General features: G+C 36.6%; 23 protein-coding genes. 15 read left to right on the top strand and 8 right to left on the bottom strand.

The window, feature by feature from the left end:
• Positions 1-7 precede the first annotated feature (7 nt).
• On the bottom strand, positions 8-145 hold the full coding sequence (locus tag V7124_RS21415) for a BA3454 family stress response protein (RefSeq protein WP_335413004.1): 138 nt from the start codon (positions 143-145) through the stop codon (positions 8-10).
• A gap of 70 nt (positions 146-215) precedes the next feature.
• Here V7124_RS21415 and V7124_RS21410 point away from each other — a divergent pair, with 70 nt between their 5' ends.
• Positions 216-689, top strand: a complete 474-nt coding sequence (locus tag V7124_RS21410; RefSeq protein ID WP_335493240.1) for a GNAT family N-acetyltransferase — start codon at positions 216-218, stop codon at positions 687-689.
• 53 nt (positions 690-742) lie between these two features.
• Here the strand turns inward: V7124_RS21410 and V7124_RS21405 are convergent, their stop codons facing one another.
• Entirely contained in the window at positions 743-973 is a 231-nt protein-coding gene (locus V7124_RS21405) for a hypothetical protein (protein ID WP_335493238.1), read from the bottom strand.
• A gap of 241 nt (positions 974-1,214) precedes the next feature.
• Between V7124_RS21405 and asnS the strand changes: the two genes are divergently transcribed.
• From asnS to V7124_RS21385, 4 genes are all read left to right on the top strand, one after another.
• Positions 1,215-2,606: an asparagine--tRNA ligase gene (asnS, locus tag V7124_RS21400; protein ID WP_335412998.1), complete on the top strand. Its 1,392-nt coding sequence runs from the start codon at positions 1,215-1,217 to the stop codon at positions 2,604-2,606.
• A 406-nt stretch (positions 2,607-3,012) separates the two neighbouring features.
• Positions 3,013-3,234, top strand: coding sequence for a helix-turn-helix domain-containing protein (locus V7124_RS21395; protein ID WP_335412997.1), 222 nt, complete (start codon positions 3,013-3,015; stop codon positions 3,232-3,234).
• 254 nt (positions 3,235-3,488) lie between these two features.
• Positions 3,489-3,689: a cold-shock protein gene (locus V7124_RS21390; protein ID WP_335412996.1), complete on the top strand. Its 201-nt coding sequence runs from the start codon at positions 3,489-3,491 to the stop codon at positions 3,687-3,689.
• 229 nt (positions 3,690-3,918) lie between these two features.
• Positions 3,919-4,887, top strand: a complete 969-nt coding sequence (locus V7124_RS21385) for a DMT family transporter (protein ID WP_335412995.1) — start codon at positions 3,919-3,921, stop codon at positions 4,885-4,887.
• A gap of 54 nt (positions 4,888-4,941) precedes the next feature.
• Here V7124_RS21385 and V7124_RS21380 read toward each other — a convergent pair whose 3' ends face one another.
• The 4 genes from V7124_RS21380 to V7124_RS21365 form a co-directional block, all read right to left on the bottom strand.
• On the bottom strand, positions 4,942-5,802 hold the full coding sequence (locus V7124_RS21380; RefSeq protein WP_335493236.1) for a DUF421 domain-containing protein: 861 nt from the start codon (positions 5,800-5,802) through the stop codon (positions 4,942-4,944).
• Positions 5,803-5,818: 16 nt separating this feature from the next.
• Complete coding sequence (locus tag V7124_RS21375) at positions 5,819-6,025, bottom strand: DUF1657 domain-containing protein (protein WP_335412991.1); 207 nt, start codon at positions 6,023-6,025, stop codon at positions 5,819-5,821.
• 76 nt (positions 6,026-6,101) lie between these two features.
• Positions 6,102-6,305: a DUF1657 domain-containing protein gene (locus V7124_RS21370; protein ID WP_335412989.1), complete on the bottom strand. Its 204-nt coding sequence runs from the start codon at positions 6,303-6,305 to the stop codon at positions 6,102-6,104.
• Between the two features lie 83 nt (positions 6,306-6,388).
• Entirely contained in the window at positions 6,389-7,642 is a 1,254-nt protein-coding gene (locus V7124_RS21365; protein WP_335493234.1) for an erythromycin esterase family protein, read from the bottom strand.
• A gap of 1,225 nt (positions 7,643-8,867) precedes the next feature.
• On the opposite strand from V7124_RS21365, the gene V7124_RS21360 reads away from it, so the two are divergent.
• From V7124_RS21360 to V7124_RS21350, 3 genes are all read left to right on the top strand, one after another.
• On the top strand, positions 8,868-9,683 hold the full coding sequence (locus V7124_RS21360) for a YitT family protein (RefSeq protein WP_420489519.1): 816 nt from the start codon (positions 8,868-8,870) through the stop codon (positions 9,681-9,683).
• A 96-nt stretch (positions 9,684-9,779) separates the two neighbouring features.
• Positions 9,780-10,646 carry an SPFH domain-containing protein gene (locus V7124_RS21355; RefSeq protein WP_335493230.1) on the top strand — a complete coding sequence of 289 codons (867 nt, stop codon included), beginning with the start codon at positions 9,780-9,782 and terminating at the stop codon, positions 10,644-10,646.
• A 12-nt stretch (positions 10,647-10,658) separates the two neighbouring features.
• Positions 10,659-10,841: an Arc family DNA-binding protein gene (locus V7124_RS21350; protein WP_335412982.1), complete on the top strand. Its 183-nt coding sequence runs from the start codon at positions 10,659-10,661 to the stop codon at positions 10,839-10,841.
• Positions 10,842-11,051: 210 nt separating this feature from the next.
• On the opposite strand, the gene V7124_RS21345 is transcribed toward V7124_RS21350, so the two are convergent.
• Positions 11,052-11,315: a sigma-G-dependent sporulation-specific acid-soluble spore protein CsgA gene (locus V7124_RS21345; protein ID WP_420490580.1), complete on the bottom strand. Its 264-nt coding sequence runs from the start codon at positions 11,313-11,315 to the stop codon at positions 11,052-11,054.
• Between the two features lie 133 nt (positions 11,316-11,448).
• Here V7124_RS21345 and pssA point away from each other — a divergent pair, with 133 nt between their 5' ends.
• Positions 11,449-11,940 carry a CDP-diacylglycerol--serine O-phosphatidyltransferase gene (pssA, locus tag V7124_RS21340; RefSeq protein WP_335493227.1) on the top strand — a complete coding sequence of 164 codons (492 nt, stop codon included), beginning with the start codon at positions 11,449-11,451 and terminating at the stop codon, positions 11,938-11,940.
• 148 nt (positions 11,941-12,088) lie between these two features.
• Positions 12,089-12,367, top strand: coding sequence for a hypothetical protein (locus tag V7124_RS21335; protein ID WP_335493225.1), 279 nt, complete (start codon positions 12,089-12,091; stop codon positions 12,365-12,367).
• A 58-nt stretch (positions 12,368-12,425) separates the two neighbouring features.
• On the opposite strand, the gene V7124_RS21330 is transcribed toward V7124_RS21335, so the two are convergent.
• Complete coding sequence (locus V7124_RS21330; RefSeq protein ID WP_335412975.1) at positions 12,426-13,310, bottom strand: VanW family protein; 885 nt, start codon at positions 13,308-13,310, stop codon at positions 12,426-12,428.
• Between the two features lie 235 nt (positions 13,311-13,545).
• Here V7124_RS21330 and V7124_RS21325 point away from each other — a divergent pair, with 235 nt between their 5' ends.
• From V7124_RS21325 to V7124_RS21305, 5 genes are all read left to right on the top strand, one after another.
• Positions 13,546-13,740: a hypothetical protein gene (locus V7124_RS21325; RefSeq protein WP_335412973.1), complete on the top strand. Its 195-nt coding sequence runs from the start codon at positions 13,546-13,548 to the stop codon at positions 13,738-13,740.
• A gap of 119 nt (positions 13,741-13,859) precedes the next feature.
• Complete coding sequence (locus tag V7124_RS21320) at positions 13,860-15,074, top strand: acyl-CoA dehydrogenase (protein WP_335493223.1); 1,215 nt, start codon at positions 13,860-13,862, stop codon at positions 15,072-15,074.
• 99 nt (positions 15,075-15,173) lie between these two features.
• Positions 15,174-15,737, top strand: a complete 564-nt coding sequence (locus tag V7124_RS21315; RefSeq protein WP_335412969.1) for a TetR/AcrR family transcriptional regulator — start codon at positions 15,174-15,176, stop codon at positions 15,735-15,737.
• A 103-nt stretch (positions 15,738-15,840) separates the two neighbouring features.
• On the top strand, positions 15,841-16,914 hold the full coding sequence (locus tag V7124_RS21310; protein WP_335493221.1) for a phosphotransferase family protein: 1,074 nt from the start codon (positions 15,841-15,843) through the stop codon (positions 16,912-16,914).
• 17 nt (positions 16,915-16,931) lie between these two features.
• Complete coding sequence (locus V7124_RS21305) at positions 16,932-17,702, top strand: SDR family NAD(P)-dependent oxidoreductase (protein ID WP_335493219.1); 771 nt, start codon at positions 16,932-16,934, stop codon at positions 17,700-17,702.
• The last annotated feature ends 66 nt before the right edge of the window (positions 17,703-17,768 follow it).

Here is a 17,768-nt window from a genome sequence, read left to right as displayed (position 1 = left end):
TTGGGATTTAATTATTTTTCCATTGTTTTTCAACCTGTTCAAACGCAAGACGGTAAATTTCTTCTTCGGAAGTATTTCGATTGGCTAATACATTTGTTAAATAAACTTTACCTTCAAATGTTACCTTTACATTGACTTGGACCATAGAATCACACCTTTCTCTATAAAAGATTTGTTATAATTATTTTATTATTTTTAACCTAGGGGGAAAATACGTGCATTTCGAAGAGATAACGAAAGAAACGCTATATATTGCGCTTGAAATTATAAATTCGAATCCTGGCTTTAATTTACATGAAAATGATAATGCTATTCGGGAACTTGCAGATTTAGAAGAAGAGTTTCTGAATCCTGTAACAACAAGTGAGTTTATCAAGCTGGATGATACCTATATAGGGGTTGTGGATTACTTGTTGGAAAATCCGAAAGATCAATGCCTGTGGCTGGGGCTTTTAGTGATACATAGTGATTATCAAGGTTTTGGTTTCGGTGCACAGGCATATGCACTTATTGAAAGTGATATGCATAAACGAGGTTTAGAACGTATTCGCATTGGAGTCGTTAAAGAAAATGGAAAAGCTAAGAAATTTTGGGAATCATTAGGGTTTCTTTCTATTAAAACAGCTTTAAGCGAAAATGGCAAGGAAATTTATGTTTATGAAAGGTTGTTCTCAAAAGATTGTTCCTAAAAGTAACAAGTAAGAAAAGAGCTTATGAAAGAAAAAAACTTCCCGAAGGAAGCTTAAACCTCTAGTAACAGAAACTCTTCGGCAAATTTCTGTACCTGAAGTTTGTCGAAGTTGTTTTTTCTTAAGGTAGATTCTGCCAGTATGATATAGGCTTGAATGGCAGTGTTTCTTTTTAAATCTCTAATAGATACATCACCATTCAATAATTGAATAGCTTTGTCTTTGATGTCTTGGCTCTTGGAAGACTGATACAGGAGATAAGCAATACAAGTAACTTTATCCACCATCAACACTCCTTAAAACAAGAATCGAACATTTCCTTAACATTTCGACTCACATGATAAATAATCCTGCTAATATTCTGAAAAATCTTAAGATATTAGGAAAATTTGTTGAATATTGCTTATTTGTTGGGAGTTTTATATAATGTTGAAGGGATATAGAAACAATGATAGTGGAAAATTACCTTGCGTCCCATCGGACGGCAGGTTTTTTATTTTACATAAGAGTCGGAGGTTGTACAATATGAAACAAGCCCTAATTAAGGATTTGTACAGAGATACAGAAAGCTACATAGAACAAAAAGTTCAATTATCTGGTTGGATCAGAACAGTACGTGATTCAAAAACTTTTGGTTTCATTGAATTGAATGATGGCAGCTTTTTTAAAGGTGTTCAAATTGTATTTGATGAGCAATTGGAGAATTTCAAAGAAATTGCTAAGCTTCCAATTAGTTCATCTATTAAAGTAGAAGGAGATTTTATTCATACTCCTCAAGCAAAACAACCATTTGAGATCAAAGCGACAAACATTACCGTTGAAGGACTTTCAAATGCTGACTTTCCTTTACAAAAGAAGAAACATTCATTTGAATATTTAAGAACAATTGCACATTTAAGGCCGCGAACTAACACTTTTTCAGCCGTTTTTCGTGTTAGGTCTTTAGCTTCTTATGCGATCCATAAATTCTTTCAAGACAAAGGATTTGTTTATGTACATTCTCCTATCATTACAGGTAGTGATACCGAAGGTGCAGGTGAAATGTTTAGAGTTACAACACTTGATATCGATAATCCTCCTAAAAACGATGAGGGTAAAACAGATTTAACAAAGGATTTCTTCAATAAAGAAACCAATCTGACAGTAAGTGGACAATTATCTGCAGAGGCATTTGCGCTAGCTTTCCGTAATGTTTATACCTTTGGTCCTACTTTTAGAGCGGAGAACTCCAATACCGCAAGACACGCTGCTGAATTCTGGATGATTGAACCGGAATTGGCATTTGCGGAACTTCCGGAAATCATGGACCTTGCAGAAGAAATGGTTAAGTATGTAATCGGCTATGTTCTTGAACAAGCTCCAGAAGAGATGAACTTCTTTAACAGCTTTATTGAAAAAGGATTAGTAGATCGCCTAAATCATGCACATACATCTGATTTCGGCCGCGTGACATATACAGAAGCCATTGAAATTTTAAAAGAATCTGGTGAAAGTTTTGCCTATCCTGTTGAGTGGGGGCTTGACCTACAAACAGAGCATGAGCGCTTCCTATGTGAAAAAGTGTTCAAAAAACCTGTATTTGTTACGGATTATCCGAAGGAAATTAAAGCATTCTATATGAGGTTAAATGAAGATAATAAGACAGTTGCGGCAACGGATCTGCTTGTACCAGGGATTGGAGAATTAATTGGTGGAAGTCAGCGTGAAGAGCGCGAGGACATCCTAGCCGGAAAAATTAATGACCTTGGCATGAATGAAGAAGATTATTGGTGGTACCTAGAGTTAAGAAAATATGGCGGTACAAAACATGCTGGCTATGGCCTAGGCTTTGAACGTTTAATCATGTATCTAACTGGAATGTCTAATATTAGAGATGTTATTCCTTTTCCAAGGACAACAGGCAGCGCAGAATTTTAATATATGTCATTGCGAAAACAGCCATAATAAAAGAAGACCAATCCACTGGATTTGGTCTTTTTTATTGTCTAATCATTTTTAAATTCTTCTTCGAAAAAAAATGTACTGGGATGCTCCTTAACGATGTAAGAATACCTTTTCATATTTTTTACATATTGCCATTTTAAAATGGTAACTTCCTCGCCAGTGTCCTTTAGTTTCACAGTCTGCCCGCTATTGAATCTGTTATTGGAATTTCTCAATTCAACACCCCTTTTTTCATCAATTTAATTATAGCACATTTTTTGTTTAGTCGCATGTTACCAACTTTTGAAGCTTTTTAGCACATTAGATTATGGTGAAATAGCCCGGTTTCTTTCATTTACATTTTCATTGTGTTACACTAATTTAAAAGCGAGGTGTCATTTTGACTAATTATAAAGCGAAAAAGAGTAACCTCAAAGCCTTATTAAATAAAAATAGTATGAACCTTGAAGGCTTAGAAAAGAACACCAACATCCCTTTAGATCAGCTTAACGGCTACATGTCAAAGAAAGTGATGAACCTAAGTACAGCTATGACGATTTCTAAAGAGCTAAATTGCCAAATTGAGGATTTGTACGATTGGGAATTAGAAAAAAAAATCTAATATCAGGTATTCATGTCACTAGGATAATCCTAGTGACATTTTTAATAAGTTGACCATTCACTAATATGTTTATTCAGGTATTAGGAGGAAGTCATAGACGAGGACTTGCTTAATTTTTCTTTATCTGGTATGATTATGTAGAATTATTTTTGTTCGACAGTTATAGGAAGAATAAGTTATTGCTTTTCGCCTGGAACACAAAGAGCAAGAATAGTAATACAATTGTGTGGATTACACACTAGGAGGCAACAAATATGGAAAACGGTAAAGTAAAATGGTTTAATGCAGAAAAAGGATTCGGTTTCATCGAGCGTGAAGGCGGAGAAGATGTATTCGTTCATTTCTCAGCTATCCAAGGCGAAGGCTTCAAAACTCTTGAAGAAGGTCAATCAGTAACTTTTGATGTTGAAAAAGGCGCTCGTGGACCTCAAGCAGCTAACGTACACAAAGCTTAATAACATAGCATGTGGAAAACAGACCCAATTTGGGTCTGTTTTTATATTGTATCAAGAAAAATACCTCTAAAATTAGAGGTATTTTTTTATTAGCCACTTTTCCAAATATATATTCACCTTCACTTGAATTTAAATAACAAATAATTCAGACATTTGGTATAATAAAAAAATGTATCCATCAACTTACGCTTTGAATGAAAATTTAAGTAAGAAGGGGAAATAGAGAAAAATGCGTCCAATCATCCTCGGAGTTTTTGCTGCATTCTTTTTTGCATTTACGTTTATCATTAACCGATCCATGGAGTTGGAAGGGGGGAACTGGATATGGAGTGCTTCACTACGCTATTTCTTTATGGTTCCTTTTCTGCTTCTCCTTGTTATGGGAAGAAAGAAACTTAAGCCATTAATTTATGAAATGAGAAACAATCCTAAAGCTTGGCTTTTATGGAGCACAGTAGGCTTTGGACTTTTTTATGGCCCGATTTGTTTTTCAGCCGCATATGCACCTGGGTGGCTAATCGCTTCAACATGGCAAATCACGATTATTTCAGGTTCCTTATTGGCCCCGCTTTTTCTTGAAACCGTCATGACCGAAAAGGGTCCAGTGCAGGTTAAAGGAAAAGTTCCTTTAAAGGGAATGGCCTTGTCGATGATTATTATACTGGGGATTATTTTTATGCAGGTAGAGCATGCTGCTACTCTTTCACTTAATGAAATGATTTTAGGAGTAGTACCTGTAATCATTGCTTCGTTTGCTTACCCTTTAGGAAATAGAAAAATGATGGATGTGTGTGGGGGAAGGATTGATGTTTTTCAACGTGTTTTAGGAATGACGATTGCAAGCTTGCCGTTGTGGATTGTACTAGCTATTTATGGATTGTTCACCGTTGGCCCTCCAAGTATTGGACAATCTGTCCAATCGGGGTTAGTCGCGGTCACATCAGGAGTAATTGCGACAATTTTATTTTTTCAAGCTACCGATTTGGTTAGAGGAAATATGCAAAAATTAGGGACTGTTGAAGCAACCCAATCGCTGGAAGTCTTATTCGCTGTCTCTGGAGAGCTGCTGTTGTTGAAAGCAGCATTTCCAACCGTAATTTCATGGACAGGAATGTTCTTTGTAATGGCGGGGATGGTCCTACATAGCTATACGTCTCACAAAGGGGATATACCTAACAGGAAAAATGTAAGTGCATAATTTAATGAAGGACAAATCTCGGTGGTGAACCAGGAGATTTGTCTTTCATTAAGGTTAATTGCTCAAATAAGGTGTCAATTTATCAATTGCTTGTTGAACTATTTTTGCATTTTTCTTATACATCTCTTTTGCTTGTACGTCTTCCGTTTCGAGTGAAAAAATCTCTAAATCAGCCTGTGTTTTTTTTAGCGTCGCTAACAAAAGCGGGCGTTGAGAGGGGGATGGAACTTGGATTTTGTCATCATATAAATCTAATGTTAATTCCCCATATGAATCCACTTGACCTAAAAACACATTATCAAGAGTAACCTCTAGCTTTTCCAATTCTGTACTAAGCCAACCTCTACTCTTGCCAGCAGACCTTAAAGCCTCATCCATGATGCTTCCATCCATGATGATGGTTTGTGGTTCTTTTTCCGCGGGCATCTTCATATTCAAGTCTTTGGGCGTTAATGGACGATTTTCCCTTTTTAATAATGCACTTATTGTTCCTCTTGGTTCAAGTACGGCAAATTCAACATCAGCAAACCGAAAGATATCTTTTTGGCGAAGCAGGGAAGATAATTCATCAATGGTGTATTTTTCTTTTTTTAAATTTTCCTCTAATACCTTACCATCTTTAATAAAGACAGTTGCTCTTCCTTCAACCATGTCCCGTAACGATTTACTTTTTAATGTTATAATGTCAGCAAAGAGTGTAACAAGACCAAAAATAGCGATTGCCAGCATCCCATGAAACATATTTTTTTCAAGCCCTGTTATTGCTTCTCCAGCTACACTGCCGATTGTAATCCCAGAAACATATTCAAAGAATGAGAGCTCAGAAATCTGCTTCTTTCCCAGTATTTTCGTAATAAAAAATAGAAGTGCTAAGAAGACAAAAGAACGAACCAGGACATCGACCCAGTCCACCATGCTTATTCACCTCAATTCAGGAACTTTTATATTGTGGCTCAAGTCGTTCAAGTTCTAAAACACGTGTCTGGAGATCCTTTTTAACATCAACAATGGTTAACATTGTTGTGTGGAATACGTCTTTGGCACCTTCGTCCACTGAGTTTAATGCAAGTGATGATAATTGTGCCTCAATCCCTTTTATCGTTGAAAGGCATTGCTTTACGTTTGCAGCAATGGTCATGAATGATCTTCCTTTCCTAAATGGATATAGTTTTCAAAGAGAAAAGGGCTGGCAAAAATTGCCAACCTATTTCCTGTTATTGATTGTATTGAGGCTCTTCTGCTAAGATTTCTTGAAGACGTGGTTCAAGACTATCTAAGACTGTTTGAGTTTGTTGAGCCGCATCCTGATAGAGTTTTTTAGCGTTTTGATTATCTGTTGCCAGTGCAAAACCTTCAAAACTCGCTTGTGCACTTTTTAATCCTGCTAATGCTTGTTTAACTTGTGTTCCAACTGTCATTAGGTAATCCTTCTTTCTCTTTTTAAAATTTAATTACAAATGTATTTTGCCGATTTATCAAGTAATTATGTAAGCCATTTTTTTCAGTGAACAAGGCTTTCCTTTGCTAGTGGATGAAGGGCATGAGTTTTATCGACAAAAATGAAACCGTCATAACGGCTGCTCATAATCGATGGTACGTAGTTCCCATATTGTTCCTGCTCTGGTCGATATACAACACCAATTGCACGATGTCCCACTGTTTTGCTGAATTTTTCCCGATTTTCATCAGTAAACAAAAGATATTGATTCCTTGCTCCGGCTTTATGCATCAAATCCTCCCAGCTCCCTGGTTGAGCAGCAGGGACATTGGTAACGAGATAATCTACTCCCCATTCTGTGGAAGCGATCACAGTACCGCTATGTGTTCCGAAGCCCACAATGTAAACATCTTCTGGATAATTCTGTTGTCGAATTAATTGACCAACATTCACCATTCCAGCATTTTTCATATCAGTAGCTCGGGCATCACCCACATGGGTATTGTGTTCCCAAATAATTACTTTTGCATCATCACCATAAAACTTCATCACTGCATTCAAAGCTTCTACCATATGAATATCTCTCACGTTCCAAGATTTAGAATCACTTAACACCATCGTACGGTAATATTCTTCCGCGTTGACAGTTACTAGCGAGTTGACCTCCATGTTTAAACTGTTTTCATCATCATCATCATATTTCCACTTGTTTTTTCGTATGACAGTGAGTAATTCAAGTGCTTCTTTAATACAGTTTTCTGATAAATATCCTGCAGAAACAGCATAGGATTCATTATTTCTATTGTAGGGTTCAAAGCAGGAGAAGGCAGTCCTAGCCTCTTTTAGACCGGAATTACCTGTGCGGTCAAGGTATTTTATAATCTCATCCATACTCTCCCAAAGGCTATAGACATCCAGTCCGTAAAACCCCACCTTATTTGTTTTTTTGGATTGTTGATTAAAATTTTTTAACCACTTCACCAATTCATAAATTTCTTCATTTGCCCACATCCACGTTGGCCAACGATTAAAGGTTTGAAGTACCTCATTTTCATATCTATTGGGTGAGCCAATATTCTTTATATACCTGTTAATGTTTTGGCAGGAAGGCCAGTCTCCTTCAACAGCAATAAAGGAAAATCCTTTTTCCACAATTAATCTTTTAGTAAGTTCAGCGCGAAGAGTATAAAATTCAGATGTACCATGAGAAGATTCACCAAGAAGGACATACTTAGCATCACCGATTGATTCAATTAGAGGATCAAGATCATTTATGGAATCAAAGGGTTTAGCATATTTTTTTATGGACTCTAACATTAGCAGACATCCTTTCAATACAAAGCTTTATTAACTATCTTCTCTAAGTTGCGAATTGTTAATCCATAATTTAAAAAACTCCAAATCTTGGGGGTTAAGGATTTTGCTAGAATATAAGTTTTTTTAATAGTCTAGTAATTTTGAAAAGTTCACCAATTTGTCACAACAGTCTGCGATAAGACGCGTTAATGGTGATATACTATAAGTGTAAAAGATAAATAAAAAAATTAACTTCTTAGGAGACTCAACCATCCGTGTTCGTTCCGTTTGTGAACGAGTAGTAAAGGTTTTCCCTTTGCAATATTTGGCAGGTGGAGCGATGTAGCTTTGAATTGGAAAGGTGCAAGTACTAACGATACTTACTTTTTAGTGTGAAAGAGGAAATCACTTCATTCAAATGAAAGGGACATAAGTTATTGGAAATTGGGAGTAAAGTCAAATTTATCTACCTATGTAAAAAGTACGTAGATAAATTCCTCAAACCAAAATGATCATTCTTAAAATTATTATGGAAGCTTCCATTAGTGAAGAAACCTAAAGTAATGAAGAAAAGAAGGGATCAAAATCTAATAACTGAAACAAATAGAAGTAGTCAACTATTTGGTCATGAAATTTTGAATAAAGTTGCTTACCTAAAAAGTAAACTATTTGTTAACAGATAAGAATATATGATAAATGAATCAACTTTATCGATATTCTATCTAAACCTTAAACCAATACAAAAACCTTACATTGCCAAGAAGCTGGTCCAAAAAAAGGATATGAGTCCATCGATAATCTATTGGTAAATTGTTTCTTTAAGGAAATTTGAATTCCATTAAATTTCATGTGAATTAATTTCTTCAACGGAACAACACCCATTGGCTAAATATTTTACCTTCTAAATTAGATCATTAAATGACTAAAAGGAAGCTAAGAAACTATTTTGGCTGATGTAATGGTTGGGTCCCCTAAGAGGTTAAAATTCCCAAGAAGCTGTCTCTAATTTGAGGCGGCTTTTTTACTTTTTTGTAATGAAAGTGACTGTTAAGAAAATTTGGGAAATAAGGTGCATAAAAATTCAAAAAACTATAAATTTCCTGTTATAATGGGATTAAAATTATGATTCGAAAGGGGCAAGATAATGTCAGGAATTCCGGAAATTGGAATAATAGAGGAACCGAATGTGCTGATTGAAAAAGTTCAACATAAAGGATTGCCAACCAGAAAAATTATTCAAAGAATTATGCTTATTACTTTTGGAGCTGCATTAATGGCGGTTGGATTAGAAATTTTCCTCGTACCCAATCATGTTATTGATGGGGGCATTATAGGAATATCGATCATGCTTTCTTACTTGACCGGCTGGAGACTAGGAATTTTTATCTTTCTACTCAATGTTCCTTTTTTCTTTATCGGTTATAAACAAATGGGAAAGACCTTCGCATTATCCACTCTTTATGGAATTATCATTCTTTCAATTGGGACAACAATTCTTCATCCAGTACCAGCATTTACACAAGATATTTTACTTGCAACCGTTTTTGGGGGGATCGTACTCGGAATTGGTGTAGGGATGGTTATACGCTTCGGTGGATCATTAGATGGTACAGAAATTCTTGCCATACTTTTTAACAAGAAGCTTCCATTCTCTGTTGGTGAAATTATTATGTTTTTCAATTTATTTATCCTCGGATGTGCAGGTTTTGTTTTTTCCTGGGACCGAGCCATGTATTCTCTAATAGCCTATTTTGTTGCTTATAAAACCATAGATATTACCATTACTGGCCTTGATGAGTCAAAGTCGGTATGGATTATTAGTGACAATTCACAAGAAATTGGTGAAGCGATAATGAATCGACTTGGTCGTGGTGTTACGTATTTACATGGAGAAGGTGCCTACTCTGGTGATCAAAAAAAAGTAATATTCTGTGTCATTACTCGTCTTGAAGAGGCAAAATTGAAGGAAATCGTTACAGAAAGTGACGAAAATGCATTCCTCGCAGTAGCTGATATTGCTGAGGTTCGAGGAGGCAGGTTTAAGAAAAAGGATATTCACTAAAAGCTTGCCGCAGGCGGCTTTTTATTTTGCATTTTTAATATTAAAGTGATATCATTATGATAGTAGATAGATATTATTTTTTAGGGAGTGATTGAATTGAAGGAAAAAGAAATGTTCAAAATGAATGGTTTCTTAGGTGGGGTTATTTTTCTCATATTTGCAGCGATTGCCGTATTTAGTATTAGACAATTTATTTTCACTGAAAACATCATTATGATCATTGTTTTTGCGATATTCGTTTTTGCAGCACTACTCCTACTAACGGGTTTTACGATTATTCAACCTAATCAAGCAAAGGTCTTTACGTTATTTGGCAGCTATCTAGGGGTTATCAAGCACGAAGGATTCTGGTTATCGGCTCCACTAACCGTTAGAAAAAACGTGTCACTTAGAGTAATAAATTTCAACAGTGATAAGTTAAAGGTAAATGATCTGGAAGGAAATCCTATCGAAATTGCAGCTGTGGTGGTTTATAAGGTGTTTGACTCTGCAAAAGCCGTTTTTGACGTTGAAGACTATAAAGAATTCGTACATACACAAAGTGAAACAGGGCTGCGCCATATTGCAAGTCAGTATCCTTATGATAATTTTAATAATGATTATGAAATCTCTTTACGCCAACATTCCGATGAAGTTGCAGATGAACTTACAAAGGATCTTCAAAAAAGACTTGTACTTGCAGGGGTTGAAATAATCGAAGCAAGAATTATGCATTTAGCTTATTCTAGTGAAATCGCTCATGCGATGCTGCAAAGACAACAAGCTAAAGCGGTATTGGCTGCTAGAAAAGTAATCGTGGAGGGTGCAGTTTCCATGGTTAAATCAGCGATTGACCAATTAAGCACAGAAGGTATCGTAGAGCTAGACGAAGAAAAGAAAGCACAAATGGTGAATAATTTAATGGTAGCTTTGGTATCAGAGAAGGGTAGCCAACCGATAATCAATACAGGAAGTATCCATTAAGGTTGTGACAAAGTGGCTGAGAAAAAAAGATTCTTACTTCGAATTGATCAGGAAATTTATGACTCGCTAGAGAAATGGGCTGAGGATGAATTCAGAAGTGTAAATGCGCAAATAGAAATAATTATTAAAAAGGGGTTAAAAGATTCAGGAAGACTTAAAAAATCTAAAAACTCTGCTCCAAAAAAAGAGGAATAAGTAATTAAAGTATTGTGATTTATTTATGGGATAGAAAATTCTGAAAATTGACTCATTTCCTGTCGTTTAATGAAGAATTAGGCTGCATGCAGACTCGTCTTTTGTCGTAGTGTGCGCTTGCCTCGGAAATAATTCTCCTTTATTCTTCATATTTCCCAAAAAAGAGATGTCAGATATTTTTGAACATCTCTTTTTTATGTATCTTCTTTTCTAAAATAACAGTTCAAATACTTCGTTTAATTCATGAGCTCTTTTTTCATCCTGTTCTTCTTTGGCATAATTAATTTCATTCGGGAGAATTTCATTCAAAAAGTTGATTTCCTTTTGGTTTAACTGCCGAACAAAGTCTCCCTCTGTATTGAATTTACCTTCAGATAACTTGCGATATACTTGTTTACCCTCATTATGTCCATCGCTGTAATTTGATAAGATTTCACGTAAATACCCCAATGTTTTATCCACTTTTTTAACCATCCTTTCATTTTATTTTTTGAAGAAATGTTATTTCTATACCTTGATGATAAACCAGATTCACTTTTTAAAATTGGAGCAGAATAAAGAAGAAGTAAATTGAGTGAAAGGATTGGTCACAAAGGGGGGGATCTGCTTGATAAACCAAGTGGTGAAAGCAGTACCAAATTTATTTACTATTGGAAATTTATTATCTGGTGTCTTTTCGATTACTTTCAATATGAATGGATATTTCCAACAAGCGGCTATGTTTATTTTCTTATCGGTGATATTTGATTTTTTTGATGGCCGATTGGCAAGGAGGTTAAAGGTTAACAGTGAATTGGGAGTTGAACTTGATTCGTTAGCAGATATTGTCAGCCTTGGTGTTGCTCCAGCACTATTATTTTACTCTATAGAACCTTCGTCACTAATAACAACATTTGCATTTATGCTTTATCCAACGATGGGTGCATTACGGTTGGCAAAATTTAATATTAAACCAACTAGAGGATTTTTTATAGGGCTGCCGATTACGGCAGCGGGGCTCATAATATCCTGTATGGCAATATTTCTTTATAGCAATGCGTTGATTACGATACTATTGTCAATTCTTATGGTTAGCCCAATCAAAATAAAAAAGCTATAATAACGTTATGTCAACTTGTTTTATTCTGTAAACAAATTACTTTTTAACGGATGTTTCCCAAACATATTCTCACCTAAAATGTAAAGATTAAGCTAATGGAAGGGTCATCTCCCTTTCTATTCTAGTGTTTGATGAAGGAGTGTTTTGGATGAGAAACATGGTAAAGCCGCTTTTCAATATGTTTGGAAAGAAACGGAAAAATAGAGGAGCTATGTGGGCATCTCTTATTGGACTCGGAATAAGTGCCGCTGTTTTTGGACTAACAAAAGGAAAACGAAAAATTAGTGCGCAGCCTTTTCAAAATTTAAAACAAAGTTTCCAAAGCTTTACACCCAAAACGAACTTAAATCAAATGAATAACACAGCACTTGCAGAGTTTTCTGAAGAGTTATTGGCGAGTGCATTAAGAAATGAAAGAAATCATTAAAAAAAGTCCGCATTTTTATGCGGGCTTTTTTATAAAACTGTTCATAACGATTGTTGTTTTATAATGGTGGGAAAGGGATTTTCTTGGGCTGGTATTCAATGACATCGGAAGAATAAAGTTTAATGACCAAGTGATTTCCAAGTGTTCTAGCTTGAATGATAACAGGTTGATTGTACATATTCTTAAATTCAAAGTCTGGTCCATGCCAACTTACCGTTGCATCACGTCCTGGTGGAATATACGATACATGCCTGCTGTGAGAAAATCGCTGGACAACTTTTAGTCCGGCACTGTCGACGGCATTGAATAATGTTGAGGAAACCTGACAAATACCGCCGCCTATGTCTTCTGCATATTCTCCCCTCACAATCACTTTTGCCTTTTCATATCCTTTTTCGACAGTTCTCTTACCCACTACCCGATTAAAAGAAAAAGTTTCTCCCGGAAAGACGACATGATTATTTATGGCTTCGGCTGCCAGTTCAATATTGGTGGTACGTTTTTTATTACCAGGATTGAAAGAAGTAATGTAACGCCCAATTCGTACGCTGCGTATAGCTGATAGTAATTCACTATCTACCTTAGGGTATACAGGGTACATTGGAATTTCTATTGTAGCGTATCTATGCTCGAAAAAATAGGAAAAGAACCTTTCAGTAAATAACTGTTTATTAATCCTTTCTCCGACTTGTTCGGGAATAATATTTTCATGCCGATCTAATTTTGCATCGATAGGGGTTACTGAAAATTGTTTTTCTAATTGGTCTAACAGGAGATCATATTTTTTGGTATCCAAAATTAAATAATGTGGGTCCCCGATAAAATATTCACTTTTATTGATAGTGGAAACGGGTTTCCCATCTTTTGTAATCTCCACACTAGATTGAGGTATTGCTGCTTGTTGAATCAAAAGTAGTCCAGTAAATAACCATGCTAAAGACATAACGTACAAACCTCCTCACGATAATTTGAGGCAAATTTTGTTTTTTTATGTAAAAAGGTTATTAAAAATAAATGAATTAAAAAATTTATATGGTAGGGTTACATGAAAACCAAGGCACGTTCTCTTTTTTTAGCTTTTGTTGAAAAAAATGAAGAATAGTAGTATATAATCAAATAATAATAGGAATTACGCAAGGTGCTAGCAGTTTGCTATATAAATGATAGGAGTGTTCCCCTTGGCCGAAAATGGAAGAATTCAATTAAATGTAAGGATTACAAAAGAAACATCCGATAAACTTGATGAGATTGTTGAGTACTATCAAGAAAACCTCAAATTAGGTCGAGTATATAAAGGTGATGTTCTAACGGATATTATCGAAAAATCATATGAAGTGATGAATAAACAAAAAAGGGGAATAAAGAGATATTAATTTACCCTTTATTTCAAACTTATTAGAATATTTAGAAATTAATTTGAATATTTACTGTTTGGATATATAATAAGAACTACAGCATACCAACTGGTTAGTATGTAGAAAGGGTGAAGTTTATGGATTTTTTATATTCTGCTAAAGTGAAAGAATTACAGACTAAGCTGACTAACTTCATGGAAGAACATGTATATCCGAATGAAAAAGTATATGAACAACAATTAAACGAACAGGAAAACAGGTGGAGTGAAGTACCACGGGTGATGGAGGACCTGAAGGAAAAAGCAAAGGCTGCTGAACTCTGGAACTTATTTTTACCAGATAGTGAGTATGGTGCAGGTTTAACCAATTTAGAATATGCGCCGTTATGCGAAATTATGGGGCGCTCGCTGATTGGACCAGAAGTGTTTAACTGCGGCGCACCTGATACCGGTAATATGGAAGTAATCGTTCGCTACGGTACTAATGAGCAAAAAGAGAAATGGCTAAAACCTTTACTTGAAGGAGATATTCGCTCTTGCTTTTCGATGACAGAACCTGAGGTTGCTTCTTCCGATGCCACAAACATCGAAGCGAGCATTGTTAGAGATGGTGATAAATATGTCATTAATGGCCGGAAGTGGTGGTCATCCGGGGCTGGTGATCCTCGATGTAAAATTGCCATTGTCATGGGAAAAACAGATCTTAACGCAAATCGACACGAGCAGCAGTCGATGATTCTTGTTCCTATGGATACTCATGGGGTAACCATTGAAAGGATGCTGCCTGTTTTCGGTTATGATCATGCCCCACATGGACACGCAGAAATTACCTTTGAAGATGTTCGGGTCCCGGTGGAAAACATTCTGTGGGGAGAAGGAAAAGGATTTGCAATTGCGCAGGGGCGATTAGGTCCAGGAAGAATTCATCACTGTATGAGGTTAATTGGAGCTGCGGAACGAGCGCTTGAACTGTTATGTAAGCGTGTTCAAGAACGCAAAGCATTTGGAAGACCACTGTCAAGCCAAGGAGTTATTCAAGAGTGGATTGCCGATTCAAGAATTGAAATTGAACAAGCAAGACTGTTGACCTTAAAGGCTGCATTTATGATGGATACAGTCGGAAATAAAGAAGCGAAGACGGAAATTGCGATGATCAAAGTAGTGGCACCAAACATGGCATTACGAGTCATTGATAGAGCGATTCAAGCATTCGGGGGGGCAGGAGTATCCGATGATTTCCCACTGGCTGCGTTGTGGGCAAATTCTAGGACCTTACGACTTGCGGATGGACCCGATGAAGTGCATAGAGCTCAAATTGCTAAGCTAGAATTAAGGAAATATCAAAATCGTTGATACTTACTATAAAAAGTTACAAATTAAAATAATTTAACAGATTGAAAAAGGAATATCGGATTAATTTCAAACATAGTAAAGATTGCGAGGACATAAGCGGTGAAGGACAAAATTACAGAACACAGTATCCGTTTGTTTGAGAAAAAGGGTTTTAAGGAAACATCGATTCAAGATATCGTGGATTCGATGGGTGTAACGAAAGGGACCTTTTACTATTATTTTTCTAGTAAAGAAGAGCTCTTAATGGACATACATCTCGGATACATTGATAACTTACTTGAAAAACAAAGACATATAGTAGAGACCAACAGCAGCTATAAGGAGAAGCTTTTTGAGACGGTATTCTTGCTTATCAGTAATATAAAAGTCCAAGGATCTGCAGCAAAAATTTTCTTTAGGGAAATGAAAAACTTAAATGAAAAACGGCTCGCGTTGATTGTGCCAAAGCGGAACGAATTCCGTTTTACTATTGAGAATCTCCTTAAGGAAGGAATTGAAAAGGGGGAGTTCCGAGCGAACTTAAATATCTCAATCATTACTTTTGGTATTCTTGGTGCAGCTAACTGGAGCTATCAGTGGTTTAATCCAAATGGTACATTGACAGACCGTGAAGTTGCAGAAGTTTTTGTCGAGATGATTTTAGAGGGTATTCAGTCAGTTTGAGATAAAGTGAAAGAGGGTCTGTGGAGAGCAATAACCCTCTTTCATTTTTCCAGTTGGTACGTGAAATTGAGTCTGAATTTTTCAAATTGTGTGGAGGGATAATATGGCTCAAAAACTAAGTAATGATACAATGGCAGTCCGAAAAGGGGAAGAATTGAATTTAGCTGTATTAGAACAATTCTTGCGCAGTCAGATTGAAAACCTGCCAGATAAACCGCTTGAACTTCTACAATTTCCCGCCGGGCATTCGAATTTAACGTATCAATTAAAAATTGGTAATTGGGAAGCAGTTTTACGCCGTCCTCCTATAGGACCTGTAGCACCGAGAGCGCATGATATGGAGAGGGAATTTAACATTCTGACAGAACTTCACCCGCACTTTTCCGTTACCCCGAAGCCAATCCTGTTTTCCAATCAACAGGAGATTGTTGGAACTCCATTCTTAATTATGGAGCGCAAAAATGGTGTTGTCATTGACACTTCATTTCCAAAGGAAATCACTGTTACGAAACAGCTCTGTCAACAACTATCAGAAGAAATGGTCAATAAATTAGTGGAGCTTCATGGGATCAGCTATAAAGAGACGAATCTTGAAGCCATTAGTAAGCCCGAGGGTTTCACCGAAAGACAAGTGCATAGCTGGATTGGACGGTATGAACGTGCCAAAACCGATGAAAATGCTGCTGTTGATTCCTTGACATTCTGGCTGGCGGACAATATTCCCTTGCAGCAAAATGCCGTGATCATTCACTATGACTATAAATTTAATAATGCGATGTTTAATGAAAGCTTATCAGAAATGGTCGGACTTTTTGATTGGGAAATGACAACCGTGGGGGATCCGCTTGCAGATCTTGGTGTAGCTATGAGCTATTGGAATCAAGCAGATGACCCAGAAGATTTAAAAAGGGGATTAGGCAAAGCACCTGTAACTGTAATAGATGGATTTTTCACAAGAAAACAATTTATTGAGCTTTATGCTAAGAAAAGCGGCCGGGATGTTAGCAATATGAATTTTTATCTTACCTTTGCTTACTTTAAACTAGCCGTCATCTGTCAACAAATTTATTATCGATATAAAAATGGGCAAACAAATGATTCAAGGTTTGCGAATTTCAATGATAAAGCAAAAATGCTAATTGCGCATGCTGCTAGTGTTGCAGCGGGTGACTTGTAAAAGGCGGGAGGTAAACAATGAGATTCCAAGAAAAAGTCGCATTGGTAACAGGAGCTGGTAGTGGAATTGGGAAGGCAACAGCCACTCGGCTTGCTAGTGAAGGGGCGAAGGTGATACTCGTCGGCAGGACCAAAGCCAAGCTTGAGGTAACAGCGAATGAAATTAACCAAGCCCACAAACTTCCTCGTGCGGAAATTTTTGTGGCAGATGTAACAGATTCAGAGGATGTCAGGGAACTTGCAGACTATGTAAATGAGCAATATGGGGATTTGCATGTTTTAGTGAATAATGCTGGCGGATCCACAAATACGAGCATTTTAGGGATGACGGAAAATGAATGGGATTATGTAATCGACGTTAATCTAAAAAGTATATTTCTTGTCTCACAGGCTCTCGGAAAAATAATGATCGAGGGGGCAAAACGAGAAGATCGTGCACGTGCCATTGTGAATGTTGCGTCACTTTCGGCCTATCAAGCTGGGGCGGAACTTCCTCATTATAGTGCAGCAAAAGCGGGTGTTGTTAATTTTACAAGGTCACTTGCATTGGAATTATCATCGTATGGAATTCGTGTGAATTCCGTTTCACCTGGTTTTGCAGAAACACCATTAATTGAACAGGGGCTTCAAAACGAAAAATTTGTTCGTGCGGTACAAAGGAATACCGCCTTGCAAAGAATTGGAAGACCAGAAGAGATAGCCAATGTAATCGTTTTTGCAGCTTCACGCGAGGCTTCGTATATGACAGGGGCTGATTTGTTAGTTGACGGCGGATGGTTAATTAAATAAACGGGAAATAGTTGCGGATAACGGGAATTAGTTGCGTATGGCTGGATTTAGTTGCGTATGGCTGGA

Origin of the sequence: Neobacillus niacini, assembly GCF_036961885.1 — a bacterium.
Classification (GTDB): domain Bacteria; phylum Bacillota; class Bacilli; order Bacillales; family Cytobacillaceae; genus Neobacillus; species Neobacillus niacini_H.
Note: the sequence above shows the minus strand (reverse complement) of the source record. Positions and strands in the feature narration are given on the sequence as shown.